Annotated in this window: 14 protein-coding genes; 8 read left to right on the top strand and 6 right to left on the bottom strand. The window is 68.0% G+C overall.

The window, feature by feature from the left end:
• Positions 1-27 precede the first annotated feature (27 nt).
• On the bottom strand, positions 28-2,028 hold the full coding sequence (locus KY501_RS41360; RefSeq protein WP_224369452.1) for a lysyl oxidase family protein: 2,001 nt from the start codon (positions 2,026-2,028) through the stop codon (positions 28-30).
• Between the two features lie 112 nt (positions 2,029-2,140).
• Here KY501_RS41360 and KY501_RS41355 point away from each other — a divergent pair, with 112 nt between their 5' ends.
• The 3 genes from KY501_RS41355 to KY501_RS41345 are packed head-to-tail and all read left to right on the top strand — an operon-like array spanning position 2,141 to position 6,259.
• Positions 2,141-3,124, top strand: coding sequence for an AAA family ATPase (locus tag KY501_RS41355; protein ID WP_224369450.1), 984 nt, complete (start codon positions 2,141-2,143; stop codon positions 3,122-3,124).
• Positions 3,125-3,134: 10 nt separating this feature from the next.
• A complete protein-coding gene (locus tag KY501_RS41350) occupies positions 3,135-4,343 on the top strand; it encodes a DUF58 domain-containing protein (RefSeq protein WP_224369448.1) in 1,209 nt (402 codons plus the stop codon).
• Positions 4,340-6,259: a transglutaminase TgpA family protein gene (locus tag KY501_RS41345; RefSeq protein ID WP_224369446.1), complete on the top strand. Its 1,920-nt coding sequence runs from the start codon at positions 4,340-4,342 to the stop codon at positions 6,257-6,259. The genes KY501_RS41350 and KY501_RS41345 overlap by 4 nt, the downstream gene beginning before the upstream one ends.
• Before the next feature lie 25 nt (positions 6,260-6,284).
• Here KY501_RS41345 and cysC read toward each other — a convergent pair whose 3' ends face one another.
• Both cysC and KY501_RS41335 read right to left on the bottom strand, forming a co-directional pair.
• Positions 6,285-6,878: an adenylyl-sulfate kinase gene (cysC, locus tag KY501_RS41340; RefSeq protein WP_373691707.1), complete on the bottom strand. Its 594-nt coding sequence runs from the start codon at positions 6,876-6,878 to the stop codon at positions 6,285-6,287.
• Positions 6,875-8,680: a DUF885 domain-containing protein gene (locus KY501_RS41335; RefSeq protein WP_224369444.1), complete on the bottom strand. Its 1,806-nt coding sequence runs from the start codon at positions 8,678-8,680 to the stop codon at positions 6,875-6,877. The genes cysC and KY501_RS41335 overlap by 4 nt, the downstream gene beginning before the upstream one ends.
• A 294-nt stretch (positions 8,681-8,974) precedes the next feature.
• On the opposite strand from KY501_RS41335, the gene KY501_RS41330 reads away from it, so the two are divergent.
• Both KY501_RS41330 and KY501_RS41325 read left to right on the top strand, forming a co-directional pair.
• Entirely contained in the window at positions 8,975-10,813 is a 1,839-nt protein-coding gene (locus tag KY501_RS41330; RefSeq protein ID WP_224369442.1) for a GDSL-type esterase/lipase family protein, read from the top strand.
• Positions 10,813-12,957, top strand: a complete 2,145-nt coding sequence (locus tag KY501_RS41325; protein WP_224369441.1) for a serine hydrolase domain-containing protein — start codon at positions 10,813-10,815, stop codon at positions 12,955-12,957. Before KY501_RS41330 ends, KY501_RS41325 begins: the two co-directional genes overlap by 1 nt.
• Before the next feature lie 55 nt (positions 12,958-13,012).
• Here the strand turns inward: KY501_RS41325 and KY501_RS41320 are convergent, their stop codons facing one another.
• Positions 13,013-13,918 (bottom strand): LysR family transcriptional regulator, encoded by a 906-nt coding sequence (locus KY501_RS41320; protein WP_224369439.1) that lies wholly within the window; start codon positions 13,916-13,918, stop codon positions 13,013-13,015.
• Between the two features lie 216 nt (positions 13,919-14,134).
• On the opposite strand from KY501_RS41320, the gene KY501_RS41315 reads away from it, so the two are divergent.
• Both KY501_RS41315 and KY501_RS41310 read left to right on the top strand, forming a co-directional pair.
• Complete coding sequence (locus KY501_RS41315; protein ID WP_224369437.1) at positions 14,135-15,454, top strand: arabinose transporter; 1,320 nt, start codon at positions 14,135-14,137, stop codon at positions 15,452-15,454.
• A gap of 11 nt (positions 15,455-15,465) precedes the next feature.
• Entirely contained in the window at positions 15,466-16,044 is a 579-nt protein-coding gene (locus KY501_RS41310) for a (R)-mandelonitrile lyase (protein WP_224369435.1), read from the top strand.
• A gap of 34 nt (positions 16,045-16,078) precedes the next feature.
• Here the strand turns inward: KY501_RS41310 and KY501_RS41305 are convergent, their stop codons facing one another.
• On the bottom strand, positions 16,079-17,068 hold the full coding sequence (locus tag KY501_RS41305) for an aldo/keto reductase (protein ID WP_224369433.1): 990 nt from the start codon (positions 17,066-17,068) through the stop codon (positions 16,079-16,081).
• Positions 17,069-17,213: 145 nt separating this feature from the next.
• Between KY501_RS41305 and KY501_RS41300 the strand changes: the two genes are divergently transcribed.
• A complete protein-coding gene (locus KY501_RS41300) occupies positions 17,214-18,164 on the top strand; it encodes a LysR family transcriptional regulator (RefSeq protein ID WP_224369431.1) in 951 nt (316 codons plus the stop codon).
• Positions 18,165-18,216: 52 nt separating this feature from the next.
• Here KY501_RS41300 and KY501_RS41295 read toward each other — a convergent pair whose 3' ends face one another.
• The gene (locus KY501_RS41295; RefSeq protein ID WP_224369429.1) at positions 18,217-19,119 is read right to left on the bottom strand and encodes an oxidoreductase; all 903 of its coding nucleotides are present in this window, start codon (positions 19,117-19,119) and stop codon (positions 18,217-18,219) included.
• Between the last annotated feature and the right edge of the window lie 24 nt (positions 19,120-19,143).

Raw genomic sequence — 19,143 nt, 5'->3', positions numbered from 1 at the left:
TTGAACACTATGACACTTGTCCCCGGACTACGGCGCGGGGATGGTCACCGGGACGGTGGCGACGTTGTTGTCGAGCGTCTCTTCCTGGAACGCTCGCGCGGGGTTGAGCGAGACCTGGAGCTGGTAGTCCCCCGGAGTCACGTCGGTGATGTCCAGCCACTGGCAATCCAGCGTGTTGCCGTAGAGGTCGGACCAGCCGCGCTGGATGCCCTGGTTGTCACAGGTGTACTCCTTGGAGCACGCCACCTTGGGCCCCGCGGCCACACGCTGCGTGTCCTCCATGCAGTAGGCCTGCTTGCGGCCGGTGAGCACCGTGTGCCCTTCCTTGTCCAGCAGCGCGTACGAGGCGAAGCCGCTGAAGTGGAAGTGCCCATGGCACGGCGAGAACGTGAAGAGGTCCGGCCGGTTCGCCGGGGGCGGCACGTTGAGCGTCGCGGTACCCTGGTTGATCGCCTCCACGCTGAAGCGCAGCACCCGGCGCTCCCCGACACCTGTCACGCACTCCTCCACCTTCGCGCAGGAGTTCTCGGTGACGTAGACGGTGTCGAAGAGGATCTCGTCCCTCAGGCGCTTCTCGTCCACGACCAGATCCGGCATATCCCCGCCCACCAGGTGGCACGCGCAGTCCGAGCCACAGAACTCCGCCGCGCTGCACCCAGGCGAGCACGTGGGCTTCAGATGATCGCAGGCCGCGAACGTGTCACACGTGCCGGTAGCTACGACGCACAGCTTCTCGCCGGGACAGAAGCCGCACTGCCCTCCGCACCCGTCATCCCCACATTCCTTCCCATCGCACTGGGGGATGCAGGGGCTCGGCAGGCAGCGGCCCTTCACGCAGGACAGCCCGTCTCCACAGACGCCGCAGTTGCCGCCACAGCCGTCACTTCCGCCGCAGTACACGCCGTCGCACTTGGGCACGCAGCCCTCCTTGGCGAAGCGGACGCTCAACGTAAAGGGCCCGAAGTTGCTGGCATCGAAGCCGTCGACGATGAGGTAGTAGGTTCCCGGGTCCAGCGCCACGGTGATGCGCGAGCCGTAATCACCCGGAGGCGACGAGTCATCGCTGCACGCCACCGTCTTCGCGGGCGTGTTGTCCAGGCAGTCCGCCGCGCCGTCCGCGGTGCGCTTCTTGCGCAGGTGCAGCACCGTGTCGTAGCCGGACACGCGCGCCTCCAGTCCGAGCCGCTCGGTGAGGGTGAAGGTATAGACGGTCTCCACCGCCGTGCTGGTGCTGTTGCAGGAGGGCACCAGCTGATGGACTCCTCCCGAGGTATCGCCATCGATGGAGTGGTCGCCAACGAAGGGCACTCCATCCGCCAGGAGCGGCAGCGGCGAGCGGCAGGTTCCCGGCTGCGTGTCCGGCTTGCACTGGAAGATCGCCTGCGCGCAGCTCTCGCCCGACGGACAGGAGCCACACTGCCCTCCGCACGAGTCATCTCCACACTGCTTGCCATCACAATCGGGAGTGCAGGAGGGGCCCGCCTCGCACACGGCGCACGCGCCCGAGGGCGTGTGCAGGCAGGTCTTCTTCGCCTCGTCACAGGAGTCCTGGGTGCAGGCCGTGCTGTCCTCGCACGGCGACACACTCGGGACACACTTGCCATTGGCGAAGCGCTCCTCGCCGTTGCAGAAGATGCCGTCGGAGCACGTCAACTCGACCTGCACCTCGATGGAGCTCTCAAAGGAGGTGTCCTTGTTCTGGGGCGTCCACTTCAGCGTGTGGAGCCCGGGCTGCCCCGGAGCGGTGACGTTTCCCTGGAAGGTGGCCACCTCGCCCGGCTTCGTCTTCTTCGCGAGCGCCAGCGTACCGCCCCATTCCGGCTGATCCCGGAGGACCAGCTTCACCTCCCCAGGCTTCCACGTCGCGGTACCGTCATTGCGCAGGGACAGGGACAACGTCCCACTGCCCCCAGGGACTACACGCGCCACGGCGGGAGCCTCCGCCACGGCGGCGACATAGGTCCCATCGTCGTCGCAAGCGCTCAGCAGGAATGCAATGACTCCCAGAAAGCACAGGATCTTCCGCAAGGTGCTGCCCCCTTAGGTTTTTTCAAGATATCCCTCGGAGGCGGGGGTTTTGTCACGAGGCGCGGGCGGGGGGGCTTTCTCGGAAGAAGAGGCGCGCTGATACGCTGTCCCCATGCGCATGGCCACCGTCCCGGTCCCTTCCTCTCCGAGCGCCGAGCAGACTGACAGGGCTCGCACCCTCCTCGCGAGGCTGCTGGGCAACCTGGAGAAGGCCATCCGCGGCAAGCGAGAGGCCCTGGAATTGCTCCTCTGCTGCGTTGCGGCAGGCGGGCATGTGCTGCTGGAGGACGTGCCCGGTACGGGGAAGACCACCCTGGCCAAGGCCCTGGCGCTCAGCATCGGCGGAGTATTCAAGCGGGTTCAGTTCACGCCGGACCTGCTGCCCACGGACATCGTCGGCACCTCCCTCTTCAACCCTCAGGACGGCAGCTTCCGCTTCAAGCCCGGGCCCATCTTCGCCAACGTGCTGATCGCCGACGAGATCAACCGCGCCTCCCCGCGCACCCAGTCCGCGCTGCTGGAGGGGCTCTCGGAGCAGCAGGTGACGGTGGATGGGGAGACGCGCTCCCTGCCCTCACCGTTCCTCTGCATCGCCACGCAGAACCCGGTGGAGTTCCACGGCACCTATCCCCTGCCGGAGGCCTCGCTGGATCGCTTCGCCGCGCAGCTGTCGCTCGGCTACCCGCCCGAGGCCGAGGAGCGTGCCCTGCTCACCGAGCAGCGGGGCCCACAGCCCGTCTCCCAGTTGGAGACGGTGTGCACGCTGGAGGAGGTGGTGGCGCTGCAACGAGCGGTGGAGGAGGTGCGAATGGAGGGCTCCGTGGCGGACTACCTGCTGCGTGTCGTCCACGCCACGCGAGGCCATGCCAGCGTCCGGCTCGGGGTATCCACGCGCGGGGCGCTCCTCTATGCGCGCATGGCCCGGGCCCGAGCGCTGGCGAATGGCCGGGACTTCGTCCTGCCGGAGGATCTCAAGGCGCTGGCCGTGCCCGTGCTGACCCACCGCCTGGTGCTGGACACCCGAGCGCGGTACGCGGGTACAGACAAGCAGGCGCTCACCCGAGACATCGTCTCCGCCGTTCCCCTGCCCCGCTAGGCCGCCCGCCATGGCTCGTCGCCGCCGCTGGTCCTTCTTCATGCCCGCGGAGGAGCATCGCCTCCTCCGGTACCTGAGCGACCGTTACCGGGCGTGGCTCACGCCGCTCGGGCAAGCGACGCTGTGGGGCACGGGCGCCGCGGCGCTGATGATGCTGTGGGGGCTCCCGCCGGCGATGACCTTCTTCTCCTTCTGCTCCGGGATGCTGCTGGGCGCCATCGTGGTTGGCCTGCCCTTCCGGCCTCGGCTCGCCCTGTCCCGGCGCATGCCGCCGCCCGTGTCTGCGGGGGACACACTCCTCTACCGGGTGGTGGTCGAGAACCGAGGCTCCCGGCCCGCGCGCAAGGTGGTGGTGGAGGAGCGCAACCTGCCTCCCGAACTGAAGCCCACGGGCGAACCACCGGTGCTCGAGCAGTTGGCGCCCGGCGAGCAGGCAGAGGTGAACCTGTCGCTGGAGTGCACCACGCGCGGAGCCTACGAGCTGCCGTGGCTGCAGGCCGCCAGCTTCTTTCCGTCCGCGTTGGTGAAATGGCCGCGCCGGGCGCCAGGGAAGGAGCGGCTCCTGGTCTACCCGCGCTTCACCCCGCTGGAGCGCTTCGAGGTTCCGCACGGGCGCAACTACCAGCCGGGCGGCATCCCCACCGCCTCGAGCGTGGGTGAGTCCACCGAGCTGGCCGGCACCCGCGAGTGGCGCGAAGGGGATCGCATGCGGGACATCCACTGGCCCTCGCTGGCGAGGACGGGGCGACTGGTGGTGAAGGAGTATCAGGAGGAGTACTTCGTCCGGCTGGCCATGGTGCTGGACGTGGAGGCGCGCACAGCTCGGGATGACGCGCTGTTCGAGCGCAGCCTCTCGCTGGCAGCGGGCATCGCCGACGTGCTCGCGCGCCAGGAGTACATCATCGACATCTTCGCGGCCGGCTCGCAGGTGTTCCACTTCCAGGCGGGTCGGGCCCTGGCGCACTTCGAGCACATCCTGGAGATCCTTGCCTGCCTCGAGGCCGAGGATCGGCTGGACATGAACGCGCTGGAGGCCGCGTTGCTCCCCGAGGCCGGGAAGCTCTCCGCCGTGGTCCTCGTGATGATGGACTGGGATGAAGAGCGAGCCGGGCTGATCCGGAAGCTGAAGGCGCACGGAGTGGCCGTGCGGGTGCTCTCGGTGCGGCCGGACCGTCGGCCCGAGGGGCTTGCCCCGGATGAGGTGGTGGAGCTGCCATGAGCGAGCCCGCCGCCCCGGTCTCCCGCGTCGAACGGGGAGTCGAATTGCTGCCGGTGCTCGCCGCGCTGGCCTTCAACGCGGTGGCGCACGATCGCTGGCTGATGTGCGGGCCCGCCGCGCTCCTACTGGTCGTCCTGTCGATGCTGGGCAGGCAGCCTCCGTACTCGTCGCGGCTGCTGTTGATCTCGGGCGTCGTGGGAGGCACGGTGGGAGCGGTCATGAGCGGCATGTGGCCGACGCTCGGCCCCATCTCTCCGCTCATCATGGGCCCGCTGTGCGGGGCCCTGGTGGGGCTGACCACCCTCTGTGCCCTCTGCGGGCGGCGGATGTATGCCCTCACCTATGCCCTGCTGTTGTCGGCGCTGAGCACGGCGGTGAGGGGATCCAACGCGGTGTTCGTGGGCATCCTGGTCGTAGCCCTCAGCCTGCTGGTGCTCATATTCATGCGCGGGCGCATGGGACATGCGGGCCTGGCGGGAGGCGTCGCCTTTGGCGTCTTCGTGCTGGTGCTGATGGGAGCCAGCTTCGGAATGATGCGCTTCCTGCGCGCCAGTCAGGGCGTGCTGACGGATACGCTCTTCCGGATGGTGCAGAGCGCCCCGCGGCTCTCGGGCGTGGCCATGCAGTCGGAGATCTCACTCGAGCGGCAGGGCCGGATGTCGGGTGCCGGGCAGCTCGTGATGGAGCTGCGAGGCGACCGGCCGGAGCGGCTTCGGACGTCCGTGTTCGACACGTTCGATGGCACCCGTTGGAAAACCTCACAAGAACTCGAGCAGACCCAGCTGGCCTTGACTCCGCCGAGGCCCCAAGAACCGCTGCGCTCGACCGAACTCACCCTGCTGCAGGCGCTTCGTCCCTACCTGCCGGCTCCCGCGGGGATTCGCTCGATCGCGGGCGCGACGCCCAAGGTGCAGGGCGGCTGGATGCTCCGCGGGGACGGCAGAAAGGGAGTCACCCTCACCCTTCGTCACGAGCAACGCGAACAACTTCCCGAGGAGCCACCTCCCGACGCCCGCCTCACGGCACTCCCCGAGGCGCTGCGGGCCGAGCTGCGCCCCATGGCCCTGGAACTCACGCGTGGCGCCACCACGCCTCGGGCCCGGGCCGAGGCGCTGGAGCTATGGTTCCGTGAGAACTACGAGTACTCACTGTCGGTGGATCTGAGTGGCGAGGGCAGCCCGCTGGCCATCCTCATCCGCGAGCGGCGTCCCGCGTGGTGCACCTACTTCGCGAGCGCCATGGCGGCGCTCTTGAGGAGCCTGGACATCCCGGCGCGCATGGCCGGAGGCTTCGTGCCCCAGGAGAAGAATCCCTTCTCGGAGGCCTTCCTGATTCGCGATCGGGACGCACATGCCTGGGTGGAGGTCTACCTCCCGGAGGAGGGGCGCTTCGTCGCCTTTGATCCGACCCCCTGGCGCAGCCGCGAGCCGCTGGATGCACAGGCGGCAATCAGCACCTGGAGCGCCGCCTGGCAGGCCTTCAGCTCTGGTTTCCGCCGATGGACGGAGCGCCTGTTGGACTCTCCGTTGGAGGCATTGCTTGCGGTGGTGAGCTTCCCGCTCACGTGGCTCGTGGTGGGAGTGGGGGTGGCATGGCGGCTGGTGAAGCGGTACCGGCGCGAGCGTGTCCCCAAGGCTCGAGCGGCGATGCGCGGAACGGATCCAGGCCTGGCAGCCGCCTATGCGCGCTACTTGCGCGCGATGAAGCGGGGGGCCAACCTCGTGCCAGCCCCCACCGAGACCGATGAGGAGCTGCTGAATCGCCTGCGCACGGCGCGGGGAGATCGGGCCGGAGCTCTGGCCGAGGCGTTCATCGCCCGCTACCGCCAGGCCCGATATGGAGGAGACGCAGCCGATCCGGCCTTGCTGGGGAAGCTCACAGTGGAGCTCGAACAACTCCTCCGACAGGAGCGCTGAACGAAGCCCCCCCGGTTCCGAGGGCTCAATCAGGCGCGATCAGACCGCGCGTGCGCAAAGCATCCAGGATGCGCGCCACGCTCTCGTTCACTGGCTCACTGTCGGTGTGGAGCACCAGTTCGGGAGACTCGGGGGACTCATAAGGGTCCGAGATACCGGTGAAGTTCTGGATCTCTCCGGACAGGGCCCTCCTGTAGAGCCCCTTCACGTCGCGCCGGATGAGCGTCTCGAGGCGAGCCTGCACATAGACTTCGACGAAGGGAATCCCCTGCTCCATGGCCAACTGCCGGACTTCGTCACGGGACTCGCGGTAGGGAGAGATGGCCGCGACGATGACGGCCACGCGGTGACGCGCGAGGAGGCGGGCGACATAGCCGATGCGACTGATGTTCTCATTGCGGTCCGGCTTCGAGTACCCGAGCCCGCGAGAGAGGAAGGTGCGGACCTCGTCACCATCCAGGACTTCCACCGGGCGTGTCATCCGCAGCCGGCTCTGGATGGCACTGGCGAGAGTGCTCTTGCCAGCGCCGGACAGCCCGGTGAACCAGAGGATGAAACCCACCGGCAGTCCTCTGTAGATGTCCCCAGCACGCGCCTCCGAGCCCGTCATGTGATTCATCCCGCCTTCTCCCGAGCCACCCAGGCCTTCAGGCGGGACTCCAGGATGGGCAGGGGCAGCGCGCCGGCCCCGAGAACCTGGTCATGGAAGCGGCGCACGTTGAAACGCGAGCCCAGCTCGCGAGCGGCATAGGCACGCAGCTCCTGGATCTTCAGCGCGCCGAGCTTGTAGCAGAGCGCCTGCCCCGGGTTGACGATGTACCGGTCCACCTCGACGATGATGTCGTTCTCGGTCTCACCGGAGTTCTCCCGGAAGTACGCAATGGCCTGATCGCGCGTCCACCCCTTCGAGTGGAGCCCCGTGTCCACCACGAGCCGGACGGCGCGCAGCATCTCCGAGGCCAGTCCGCCGAACTTCGAGTACGGATCCTGGTACACCCCGAGCTCCTCGCCGAGCGACTCCGCGTAGAGGCCCCAGCCCTCCACATAGGCCCCATAGCCGCCGTAGCGACGGAACGCGGGCACGTCCCCCAATTCCTGCGCGAGCGCGATCTGGAAATGGTGGCCCGGCACGGCCTCGTGGAGCACCAGCGCATCCACCTGCCAGGAGGGCCGGGAGGGCAGATCATAAGCGTTCACGAAGAAGGAGCCGGCCCGGCCCGCCTCGAGCGAGCCCGGGTTGTAGTAGCCCGCAGGCACCGTCTTCTCCGAGAACTCAGGCACCGGGCGCACGCCATACGGCAGCCGAGGCAGCGTGCCGAACAACTTGGGCAGCTCCGGATCCAACCGCTTGGCCACATCCCGGTAGGTCATCAGCAGCGCCTGGCGCGAGCTGAAAATGAAGCGCTTGTCCGTGAACAGGAACTTCTTGAACTCCGCCAGCGAGCCCTGGAACTTCGCCTGCGCCTTCACCTTCTCCATCTCCGCCCGGATGCGCGCCACCTCTGACAATCCCAATTGGTGGATGGCCTCGGGAGCGAGGTCCGTGGTGGTCATGTCCTTCACCCGGAACGCGTACCAGGCCTGGCCATCCGGCAACGCAGACATCGCCAGCGGCTCACGGGTGTGCGGCAGGTACTCGTTCACAAAGAAGGTGTGGAGCTTGCGATAGGCGGGCACCACTGCCTCGCGAATGGCGGCGGCCACCTCCGAGCGCAGCCGCGCCTCCTCCGTGCCCAGCGAGGGAGGGAACCCCTGGAAGGCTGCCTGGTAGATGGGGCTCTTCTCGGGAGCCTCCACAATCTGGTTCTGGATGAGGCCTGCCACGTCCCTCAGCGTCACCCGAGGCGGCGTCACGTGGGCCTCCAGGCCCTTGCGCAGCAACGCAATCGCCTGGTCCACCGACACCGGCACGGCCCGCAGCCGCTTCACGAAGTCCCCGTAGTCCTTCGCGTTGCGCTTGGGCACCATCTGCGCGAACTGCGCCATCGTGTCGTGGATGCCCCCGAGCTGGCTGATCTGCAGGTACTCCTCGGGGAAGCGCTGGCCCTCGACGATGTTCTCCGTGTCCAGGCGGTAGAGCTCGTAGTCGAGCTGGTGGGCCTCCGAGAGCTTCGCGCGGTCAATGCCCTTCAGCCGCTCGAGCCGCTCGCGGAAGTGCTGCTTGCGGCGCTCGATGGCCTCGATGGACTGGTCATCCAGCTGGTCGTTGTAGCGCTCGTCGCCCACGACGGTGGCGAAGAGCGGCGAATCCTTCAGCGTCCACTGCCACTCCTCCTCCAGGAACGCGGTGAAGCGCGCATCCTCGGACGACTGCGGAGCGGTCGCGGGAATGGCTGCGGAGCTGGAGCCTGCGGTGGGAGACGAGGTAGCGCAGGCCGAGGCAATCAGCCCGAGCAGGACGAGCGTGGAGCGCATGTGCATGCGCCGGACTCTGTCACGCGCAAGGCTCTCGCTCGCGCAAATCCGGCAGCCCGGCAGGGCCTGCCCCCGGTGCCCTCCGGACACCCCCTGCCTTGTCAGGTTTTCCTGACATCTGGCTACCAGCGGGCCCCCTCCCCCATGCCCCTCGAAGACTGGGACTGGGAGTGGAAGCCGCGCTCCCCTGGCCGCTCTCTCGCGTGTCCGTTCCATGAGGCTAGACTGCGGACAATGGACGTTCAGCCCCAAGGGGGGATCCCACAGCACCTGCGGGCCTCGAAACGGATCGCCACCTTCGTGGCCGCATCCTGCGTGGCCTGCATCGCGCTGGTCTCCCTTCGCTCCTCCAGTGCGCCCGATCCCACGCCTCGTCCCACGGCTCCGGCCGTTGCCTCGGCGGAGCCGGCGGATCGCGAGTCCGTTCGAATCGCCGCCGCGAGGGCCATCGCTCGTACCCTGGCACCGCTGCCTTCCCGCCGCCTGCCCGAGCCCACGCACCGAGACCAGGAACTCTTCAAGCTCGCCGCCGCGCTCAAGGCTCCCGGCGCCGCCGTGGAGAACCCCTGCACCGAGTGGGCAGGGCCCTTCTGCGCACGCACGACGCTCGATCCCTTCTTCTCCGCGCTGGACGGGCTGCGCTCGGGCAACAGCGCTTCCAAAGTCACCCTCTCCGCGTTCGGCAACTCGCTCATCGCCTCGGACCGCATCGTCGACATCGTCCGGGACGATCTGAGCCGCATGTTCGGCAGTGGCGGGCAGGGCCTGCTCCTCATCGATCGGATCGCGGACTACGGCGGCCGCGTGCGCACCGGCAACTCGGCGAGTGGATGGATCGTCCGAACGGTGGGCGATATCCAACCGTCGTCCTGGCCCCTCGGGATGGCCGGAGTCGTCCACGTCTCCGACACGCCTCGGGCGCGGGCGCGCTTCGCTCTCTCGGGAGAGAAACAGGGCACGCTATTCTGGGTGGACAAGGACGCGGGCCCGATCGAACTCCGCGTCGACGGCAAGCTCCTGCTGGAGACTTCGCCCAAGAACGAGGGCCACTCGCAGCAGACGGCCTTCACGCTCCCCGAGGGCAGCACCTCCCTGGAGATCATCGCCCACAAGAAGGGCACGGCCGTCCACGGCATCGTGCTCGATCGGCCGACCCCAGGCATCGTGCTCGACACGCTGGGGGTCCCCGCGGCGGATGCCAGCCTCTTCCTCCACGCGGAAGAGGAAATGGTGGCCGATCAGCTCCGCTCCCGCGATCCCACCCTGGTGCTCATCATGCTGGGAGGCAATGAGGTGAAGCGGCTCCAATGGGGGCGCTCCACCTTCGAGAAGGTCGAGCGAGACCTGCACCTGTTCATCCAGCGCATCAAACGGGCCGCCCCGGCCTCCGCGTGCCTCATGGTCGGGCCGCTCGATGCCGTACTGGGCCCGGGTGCGGCTCGGCCCTTCCAGCAGCGAGCCGAACTGCTGGAAGTGATCGAACTCGAGCGGAAGATCTCCCTGGAGGAGGGCTGCGCGTTCTTCGACATGTTCGCTGCCATGGGTGGCGCGGGCTCGCTGCAGCGCTTCCAGACCCGAGGACTGGTGCATGAAGACCTGGTGCACCCGCGCGGCCAGGGGCTGGATCTGCTCGGGGCGCTGCTGGGCAATGCCCTCCTGAAGTCCTGGTCGGAGACTCCGCGCGCCGAGCAGCCCTACGCGCTGGCGGAGGCCTGGGCCACGCTCGTCGGAAGCGATCTGCTCCCCCACGAAGTCCAACCCTGGCGGCAGGCGCCACCGGTGGCCCTGCTGCCTGGAGATCCTCGCGATCCGGTGACGCGCGGCTTCCAGCGAGTGCTCGCCGCGACGCGGGCCTGGACGCCTCGCTCCGAGGAGGCGCGATGGTTGGTGCTGGATCCCAGCGCCGCCCATGCCCTGCCCCGCTCCATCGCCAAGGCCGGTCCGGTGAGCCTGCGCTGCGCCTCGCTCGTCTCCACACGAGACGCGGCGCCGGGCGAAGAGACGTGCCTCCCTGTCACGCTGCCGCCCCTGCCTCCGGACCTCCAGGATCCCATCGACCGGGGCGTCACGGTAGGCGCGTGGCTCCTGGCCGAGCTCGTCCGGCATGACTCGCTCGTCGCGGCCGGGAGAGCGCACTGATGCGGCAACCCAGAACGGGCTTCTCCCCAGGCGTGTGGCTCGCGCTCGGGGTGTTGCTATCCACTGCGGTCGCCGCCCAGCCGCGGGCCAAGCCTGCTCCCGCGCAGCTCCCGCCTGGCACGGAGGCGTTCCCCCCCGAGGTGGCACGAGCCCTGGAGGCCCGGATCCGCGAGCAGTTCGAGGGCCGGCTCCTGGGCGGGCTGTCGGTGGGCATCGCCAAGGGAGACCTCGCGTGGACGGGAGGCTTCGGCTTCCGCGACATCGAGAAGCGGCTCCGGGCGACGCCAAGGACCACCTACCGCACGGCCTCCATCACCAAGTCCTTCACCGCCCTCTGCGTGCTGCAACTGGTGGAGGCCGGCACGGTGTCGCTGGACGACGACATCCGCAAGTGGGTGCCGGAGTTCCCCGCGAAACCGTGGCCCGTCACGGTGCGGCAGCTGCTCGGGCACCTGGGCGGGGTGAGCCACTACAAGGATCCGAAGGAGCACCGGGTGACGAAGCGGATGACCACCGCCGAGGCGCTCGCGATCTTCAAGGATTGGCCGCTGGTGGTCGAGCCCGGCACCGAGTTCACCTACAGCTCGTACGGCTACAACCTCCTCTGGGCGCTCGTCGAGCGGGCCTCGGGGATGCCGTTCGGGAAGTACCTGCAGCAGCACGTCTTCGGGCCCGCAGGGATGCAGCACGCGGCGCTGGATGATTTCAAGACGCGGGATGCATGGCAGGCGGTGGGCTACCGGCCCACGTCCAGCGGCCTCGCCCATTCCTTTCCGCTGGATGTCTCATCGCGCTTTGGCGGCGGAGGTGGCCGGGCGTCGGTGGTGGATCTGCTCGCGTTCGGGCGCGCGGTGATGGCCAGCACGCTCGTGAAGCCCGAGACGGGCCGCATGATGCAGGTGTCGATGGAGACGCGGGATGGCAGGCTGACGGACTACGGAATGGGGTTCGCCACCTACCCGCTCCGAGGCCACTACGTCGTCGCGCACGCGGGAGGCCAGCCCGAGACGAGCACCTTCCTGCTGATCATCCCCGCGGAGCGGCTGGTGATCGCGCTGGAATCGAATGTCGAGGACCAGGCGGACCTGCTGCGAGACATCTACAGCTCGCTGCTGGAGGTGCTCCTGGAGGGAGGAACACGCAGGCGGCCCGTCTACGCGACGGACCCGGTGGACGAGGTGCTCCATGAGGGCTTGTACCGGATCTTCTCGTACGGCCGCGCCTTCTACACTTTCCACCAAGCGGGACTGGGGAACCTCCCCGAGCCCGGAGATCTCCCGAGCGCCTTCGCCGAGGCCTCCCAACTGCTGTCCCGGGAGGCCATCACCACAGACCTCCGCGCCGCGCAGAAGCTGCTGAAGCAGGCGCACCATCCGCGCACCGGGAAGCTGTTCATCCGGGTAGGCGTGCAGATGGCGGAGCGGATCGCCTCAGCGCTCGGGCCCGAGGCGCTGGCCGCCTATCCCGCCGAAGGCGCCCTGCCCTTCTTCGAGGACTACCTGCGCGCGTGTGAGAAGGAGCACTGTCCCGAGGAGCTCCGCTTCTCCCCTGGCGTGCGTTCGGAGATCGCGCGGCTGGTGGGGCCGTGGCGGAAGGCGAACGCGCCAGAGCTGCGCAAGGTGTCCCTGCGCTCTGTCCCGGACCTGCCGCTGGCGTTGGAGACACTCCAGAAAGTGCTCCAGGACGCGCCGGTGCACCCCGACTACTCCGAGGAGGTGCTCGAAATGGCGAAGGCGCCGAAGACGGCTCCCGAGCAGGCGGCGCGGCTGCTCGACTGGGCACTGAAGAACCACCCAGGCTCTATTCCCACACTGCTTGCCCGAGCGGACCAGTTCCTCCTGGCGGGGGACACCGAGGCCGCGGAGCTGCTTTACCGACGCGCCTTCGAAAGGCCTGCGGGCCCCGACGCGCTCGCTCCCGAGAAGCTCCTCGCGCGGGCGAAGCATGCTCCCGTGGGGCTCGGGATATTGCAGATCGCCGTGAAGCTGCACCCGGGAGCGCCGGGCCTGTGGCGCGCGCTGGCCATCCGCGAACAGGAGGCTGGGAATACCGCGGCGGCTGAGACTGCGGTGGTGCGGGTCAAAGAGCTGAGCGCGCTGCCCTCGCCTCCTCCGGACGCGGTTCAGGCCGCTCCGACGCAGTAGCGCACCACGGGTTCTACTGGGAGCCTGAGGTCTGGGGGCAGCGTTCGGGCTCGGCTCACCTTCCCTGCGCGATCGACTCCCTGGCTGAGTCCACGAAGGCACGAAGGGCAGGAGTGCGCTGTGCGCGGCTCGGGAAATAGAGATAGTAGCCGGGCACGGTGGCCGCGTAGGGCTCCAGCACCTGCTGAAGCTGCCCATTGCGCACATCCTCCATGACCATGGGCTCGAACGCGTAGGCGAGCCCCAAGCCCAACCTGGCCATCGACACACACAGCGGACCATCGTTCGTGACGACGCCTCCGCGAACCGGCACGCGCCACGTCTTCCGCCCCCGCTCCAGTTCCCAGGCGTAGAGCGCTCCGGTGGTCTGAGAGCGGAAGGTGATGCACTCGTGGCGCAGCAGATCTTCGGGACGCTGAGGCACTCCGTGCCGAGCCAGGTACTCAGGTGAGCCCACCACGACGAAGCGAAACGGGCCCGTAAGCCGGACCTGCACCATGTCACGCTCAATGGCCTCGCTGTGTCGCACGCCCGCGTCGTAGCCCTCCGCGACGATGTCGACGAGCCGCTCTTCGATCACCACTTCAACCTCCACGCGCGGGTGGCGCGCGCGGAACGCAGGGAGGACGGGTTCGATCACATGTGGCACGGAGGCTCGCGACACGGAGAGCCGCAACCTGCCCACGATCTCACCGGGCTGAGCGGAGAGCTCCTTCACCGCGGTGAGCGTCTGCGCCAGACCAGGCCCAGCCGTCTCGACCAGCTTCCGGCCTACGTCGGTCAGCGCCACGCTCCGGGTCGTGCGAGTCAGGAGCACCACACGTAACTGTTCCTCGAGCTGCCGCACCGCCTGGCTCACCGCGGATCGGGTGACTCCGAGCTCGCGGGCCGCGCCGCTGAAGCTGCGCAGGCGCGCCACCACCAGAAAGACCTGCAGCTGCGGCAGGAGCGTCGTATCCATATCAGTGCCTCCTCGGCTCCGCCGAGCCTCGGGACCGAGCCGGCTGGCACCCACGCGAATGCCAGCAGGGACGAAGTAGCACCCCACTCCGGGGATCATTGTAAAGCTACGCTGAACAGGCCATTGCTATTGGCACCAGTAGTTGAGCCCGTGACTCCTCCGTATCTCTTGTCGTGAACGGGGACACACGCCCCCGAGCTTCACCGAGAGCGAGACATGGGCATGCCACTCCACGACAACGCCCGCCCGGCGAGCGAGCAGCCACCCGGACGGGGCGCCTACCAGCCACCGGGTATCCAGGCGTCCGGTGGGGCCTCTGCGGCAGGACGCCGGATGGAGGCGACCCACGTGGTGCGTGCGCTGGCTCCGATCATGGCCGTCGTCTTCGTCGCCTACCTGATCATCGGCATCGCCATGCCGGTGTTGCCGCTGTACGTGCATGACGGGCTGGGGCTCAGCACCTTCATGGTCGGCGTGGCTGCGGGCATCGAGTTCGCCGCGGCGCTCATCTCGCGCTTCTGGTCCGGCCGTTACGCCGACACCCGCGGCGCCAGGCGCGCAATGGTCGTGGGATTGCTCTTGGGCGCGGCTGCCGGCCTGCTCTACCTCGTCTCGCTTCAGTTCGTCCGCGCACCCAATGTGGCGCTCGGGCTCCTGCTCGTCGGCCGGGTCCTGCTCGGCGGAGTGGAGAGCTTCGTGATCACTGGAGCCCTGAGTTTGGGGCTCGTGCTCGGAGGAACACGCCATGCGGGAAAGGTGATTGCCTGGGTCGGGACCGCGCTGTGGGCCGCATATGCAGCCGGTGCTCCAGCAGGCACTGCGCTGTACGCCAGTCATGGCTTCGCGGCGATCGCACTCGCGACGATGCTGCTGCCCCTCCTGGCGCTGTTCCTGGTTGTGCCACTCCCCTCGGTCCCTGCCTCGGGGACTGCGAGGCCACCGATCACCCGTGTGCTCGGTGCCGTATCGGTCCCAGGGTTTGGCCTGGCGCTGACCGCCGTCGGCTTCGGCACGATCACCACGTTCGGCGCGCTGATGTTTTCGGAGCGCGGTTGGAGTTCGGCGTGGATCGCCTTCACCGCGGTGAGCGTCTTCTTCATCCTCGGGCGCGTCTTCTTCGGTCACCTGCCGGACAAGCTCGGGGGAGCCCGGGTCGCGCTGGTCTGCGTGGTGATCGAAGCGGCCGGCCTCGCGATGATCTGGCTCGCGCCGACGCCCTTCCTGGTGTTCATGGGCTCGGCGGTGACCGGACTGGGCTACTCGCTCGTGTACCCCGGCTTCGGCGTGGAGGCCGTCCGCCGCGCGCCCCCTGAGAGCCTCGGCCTCGCGATGGGCGCATTCTCGGCCTTTCTCGATCTGTCACTGGGACTCTCGAACCCAGCGTTGGGTCTGCTCGCAGGCCGAACAGGCCTGTCCTCGGTGTTCCTCGTGAGCACGCTCGTCGTGCTCTCCGCCGCGCTCATCGCAGCGCGGCTCCTCCGCGCACCCCGCATCGACCGCGTTGAGAGAGACGCGCTCAGAGGCACCTGCCCATGACGAATCCCAGCATGAAATGGCTCTTGGCTCCGGCCATCACGCTCACCTTCCTCACCCCGACACCTTTCAACCCCAGCGCACAGGCGGAGACTCCCATGACCCAACCTTCCCACAACGGCTCGAACACTCAGTCTGGCGGCAAGTCCACCGCACCCGCATCGACTTCGCAGAACGGCTCTCAACACCTGGTGATCACACGCGCTGGGGCACAACCGTCCAGCCAAGGTCCCGCAGCGAACTTCACGGGCTCAGTGGTGGTCACCCCTCTCTTCGCCGCGACCGAGCACACCCGTGCGTCGGCTGCGTCCGTCGCCTTCCAGCCATGCGCACGCTCGGCGTGGCACACCCATCCGGCTGGCCAGACCCTCGTCGTTACGTCGGGGGTCGGCTGGATCCAGGAGTGGGGCGGCTCGAAGCGGGAGATTCGTGCCGGCGACGTCATCTGGACGCCGCCAGGCGTGAAGCATTGGCATGGTGGGACGGCGACCAGCCCGATGACACACCTCGCGATTCAGGAACACGTGAATGGCAAGGTCGTCGATTGGCTGGAGCAGGTCAGCGAGGAGCAATACCGCGCGCCCGCGGAGTAGCCGAAGCACGACGATGCGCGTTTCGGCTCGATTCTCAGCGATCGACCCGGGCCTGGAGGTGCGCGGGATACCGCTCCCCTTGCACCGGAATCTGGGAGACGGCGCCCTCAATGGCGCGGAGTTCTTCGGGCGTCAACTCCACGGCCGCTGCTCCCACGTTCTCTTCCAGGCGCTGCAGCCGGGTGGTGCCTGGAATCGGAACGATCCATGGCTTCTGGGCCAGCAGCCAGGCGAGCGCGAGCTGGGCCCGTGTCACCTTCTTCCGGGCCGCGATCTCGCCGAGCAAATCCACCAAGGCCTGATTCGCCTTGCGGGCCTCGGGCGTGAAGCGCGGAACGACGTTGCGGAAATCCTTGCTGTCGAACGTCGTGCTCTCGCTGATCGCTCCCGTGAGGAAGCCCTTGCCCAACGGGGAGAAGGGCACGAAGCCGATCCCGAGTTCCTCCAGGGTCGGCAGGATCTCCTTCTCGGGTTCCCGCCACCACAGGGAGTATTCGCTCTGAAGAGCGGTGACCGGCTGGACCGCATGAGCGCGCCGGATGGTCCTCACACCCGCTTCCGACAATCCGAAGTGCTTGACCTTGCCCTCCCGGATCAGCTCCTTCACCGTGCCAGCAACCTCCTCGATCGGCACGTTCGGATCGACGCGGTGCTGGTAGAAGAGGTCAATCCGATCGGTCTTGAGTCGCTTGAGCGCCGCCTCGGCGACTTCCTTGATGTGCTCCGGCCGGCTGTTCATGCCGCTTTGTCCACCCTGGGCATCGAATTCGAAACCGAACTTGGTGGCGATCACCACCTGATCCCGGAAGGGGGCCAGGGCCTCGCCCACGAGCTCTTCGTTCTTGTAGGGGCCATAGGCCTCGGCGGTGTCGAAGAAGGTGACGCCCCGCTCGAAGGCCGACCGGATCAGCTTGATGGCCTCCTGCTTGTCCGTTGCCGGGCCATAGCCATAGCTCAGTCCCATGCAGCCGAGGCCGAGCGCGGAGACTTCCAGGTTGCTGTTTCCCAATCTGCGCTTGTGCATTGTCTCTCCCGTTCATCCGGAGAAGTAAGCCCTGCGACCGCGAATGACTACGTGCCGGGGAGCCCATAGGCTCTTAAGCAGAGGTTAACAGTGAGGCGCTGACGCCCCGGTATCGTCGGCCGCCAACCTCCAAGAGACTCTCGAAATGAATACGGCACCCCTCCCGCAGCTCCAGGTGTTCCTTGCCGTGGCTCGCCTGCGCAGCTTCAGCGGCGCAGCGCGTGAACTGGGCGTCTCCACCCCTGCGGTGAGCCAGTCGGTCCGGCAGCTCGAGGAGCAGCTGCGCGTGGTGCTGCTCACCCGCACGACCCGCAGCGTGTCGCTCACGGATGCGGGCAGGCGGTTGGTCGAGGGCGCAGGGCCGGCATTGGGTCAGGCGCTCGCTGCCCTCACCGAGGTCTCCGCTCAACCAGGAGAGGCAGTGGGCCGGGTCCGGCTGTCGGTGCCGCAGGTGGCGGTTCCCTACGTCATCTCCCCGGTGGTTCCCACCTTTCGCGCGCGCCATCCGAGGGTCGAACTGGAAGTCGTCATCGAGGATCGCTTCGTGGACATCGTCGCGGAGGGCTACGACGCGGGCATACGGCTGAGCGAGGCCATCGAGCGCGACATGGTGCAGGTGCGGCTCACCGACGCCTTCCGCCTGGTGGTGGTGGGCTCACCTGACTACCTGGCGAACCACGGCACTCCCCAGCGGCCCGAGGAGCTGCTGCGCCACGAGTGCATCACCTTCCGGTCTCAAAGCACCGGGGCGCTCTACGCCTGGGAGCTGGAGCGCGGCCGCAGGAACTGGCGAATACCGGTTCGCGGGGGAGTGGTCACCAACGACAGCAAGCTGAGGGTATCCCTGGCGGAGGAAGGCCTCGGGCTGGCATACGTCGTCGAGCCGACGGTGGCGGAGCAGCTGCGCACCGGGCGGCTGCAGCGGGTCCTGGAGGACTACGCGCCCACGGTTCCCGGCTTCTTCCTCTACTTCCCCAGCCGTGCGCAGCGGTCCCCGGCGCTGCGCCTTTTCGTGGACGCAGCCAGGGAGCTGGCGGCGCGCTCGGTGGGAGCCGTGCCCAGGGGCGCAGGGAAATCAAGAGGCACGGACCCGTGACGCGGGCATTCGCCACGTCACCGTTGGCAACGGCCACGACTTCGCGCTCGCTTCAGCGGCGGTGCAGCTTCAGCATCTCCCGGCCCACGTCGGTGTCGGCGAAGTCGGGTATGCCGTCGGCGTCAGTGCTCACACTGAGGGCCCGGTGGGCATCGTCGCTGGCCCCCATCTCTTGCAGCGTCACCCTGGCGAGCACGTACGCGTCACTCCCCAGCAGCAGGCGCCGCGGCTGCTTCTCCATCGACGCAAGCTCGAGCAGAGCCTTCGCGGCTTTCTCGGGCACGCCCCGCGCCGCACCAGGATTGCCCCGGAGCCGCTTGTTGGTCGCGCCCACAGTGGCCTCATAGTCGGGCTGCGACTCGTAGATCTTCATCGAGCTGCCTGCCCAATCGGTGCTGAAGCCACCCGGCTCGACGGTGGTGACCTGGATGCCGAGCGGCGCGACCTCGTTGCGGACGACCTCGCTGAAACCCGCGACGGCGAACTTGGCTGACTGGTACGCACTCAAGCCCGGCGTGCCACCCCGGCGTCCGCCAATGGAGCTGATCTGCAGGATGCGCCCGCTGCGCTGCTTGCGCATCACGGGTAGCACCGCGCGCGTGAGATGGACGACGCCGTAGAAGTTCGTGTCGATCTGCGCGCGGAAATCGTCGAGCGGGATGTCTTCAGCCGAGTCGACGTTCGCGTAGCCCGCATTGTTGACGAGCACGTCGATGCGACCGAAGGCGTCGACCGCCTCACGGACCGCGCGCGCGGCTTGCTCGGGCTGAGTGACGTCGAGCGCCACCGCCTTCACGTTCCCTCCGTGTTGCTTCACGATGTCATCGAGATCAGCGGGCTTGCGCGCCGTGGCGACGACGCGGTGCCCAGCGGCGAGCACGGCAAGGACGAGGGCGCGGCCGAGCCCCCGCGAGCTCCCGGTGATGAACCAGACTTGCGAGTTGTTCTTTGTCATGCACCAAGAATGGTGCGCGGGACA

The sequence above is a fragment of the Hyalangium versicolor genome (assembly GCF_020103695.1).
Lineage (GTDB): Bacteria > Myxococcota > Myxococcia > Myxococcales > Myxococcaceae > Hyalangium > Hyalangium versicolor.
This window is presented reverse-complemented; position numbering and strand designations above follow the sequence as displayed.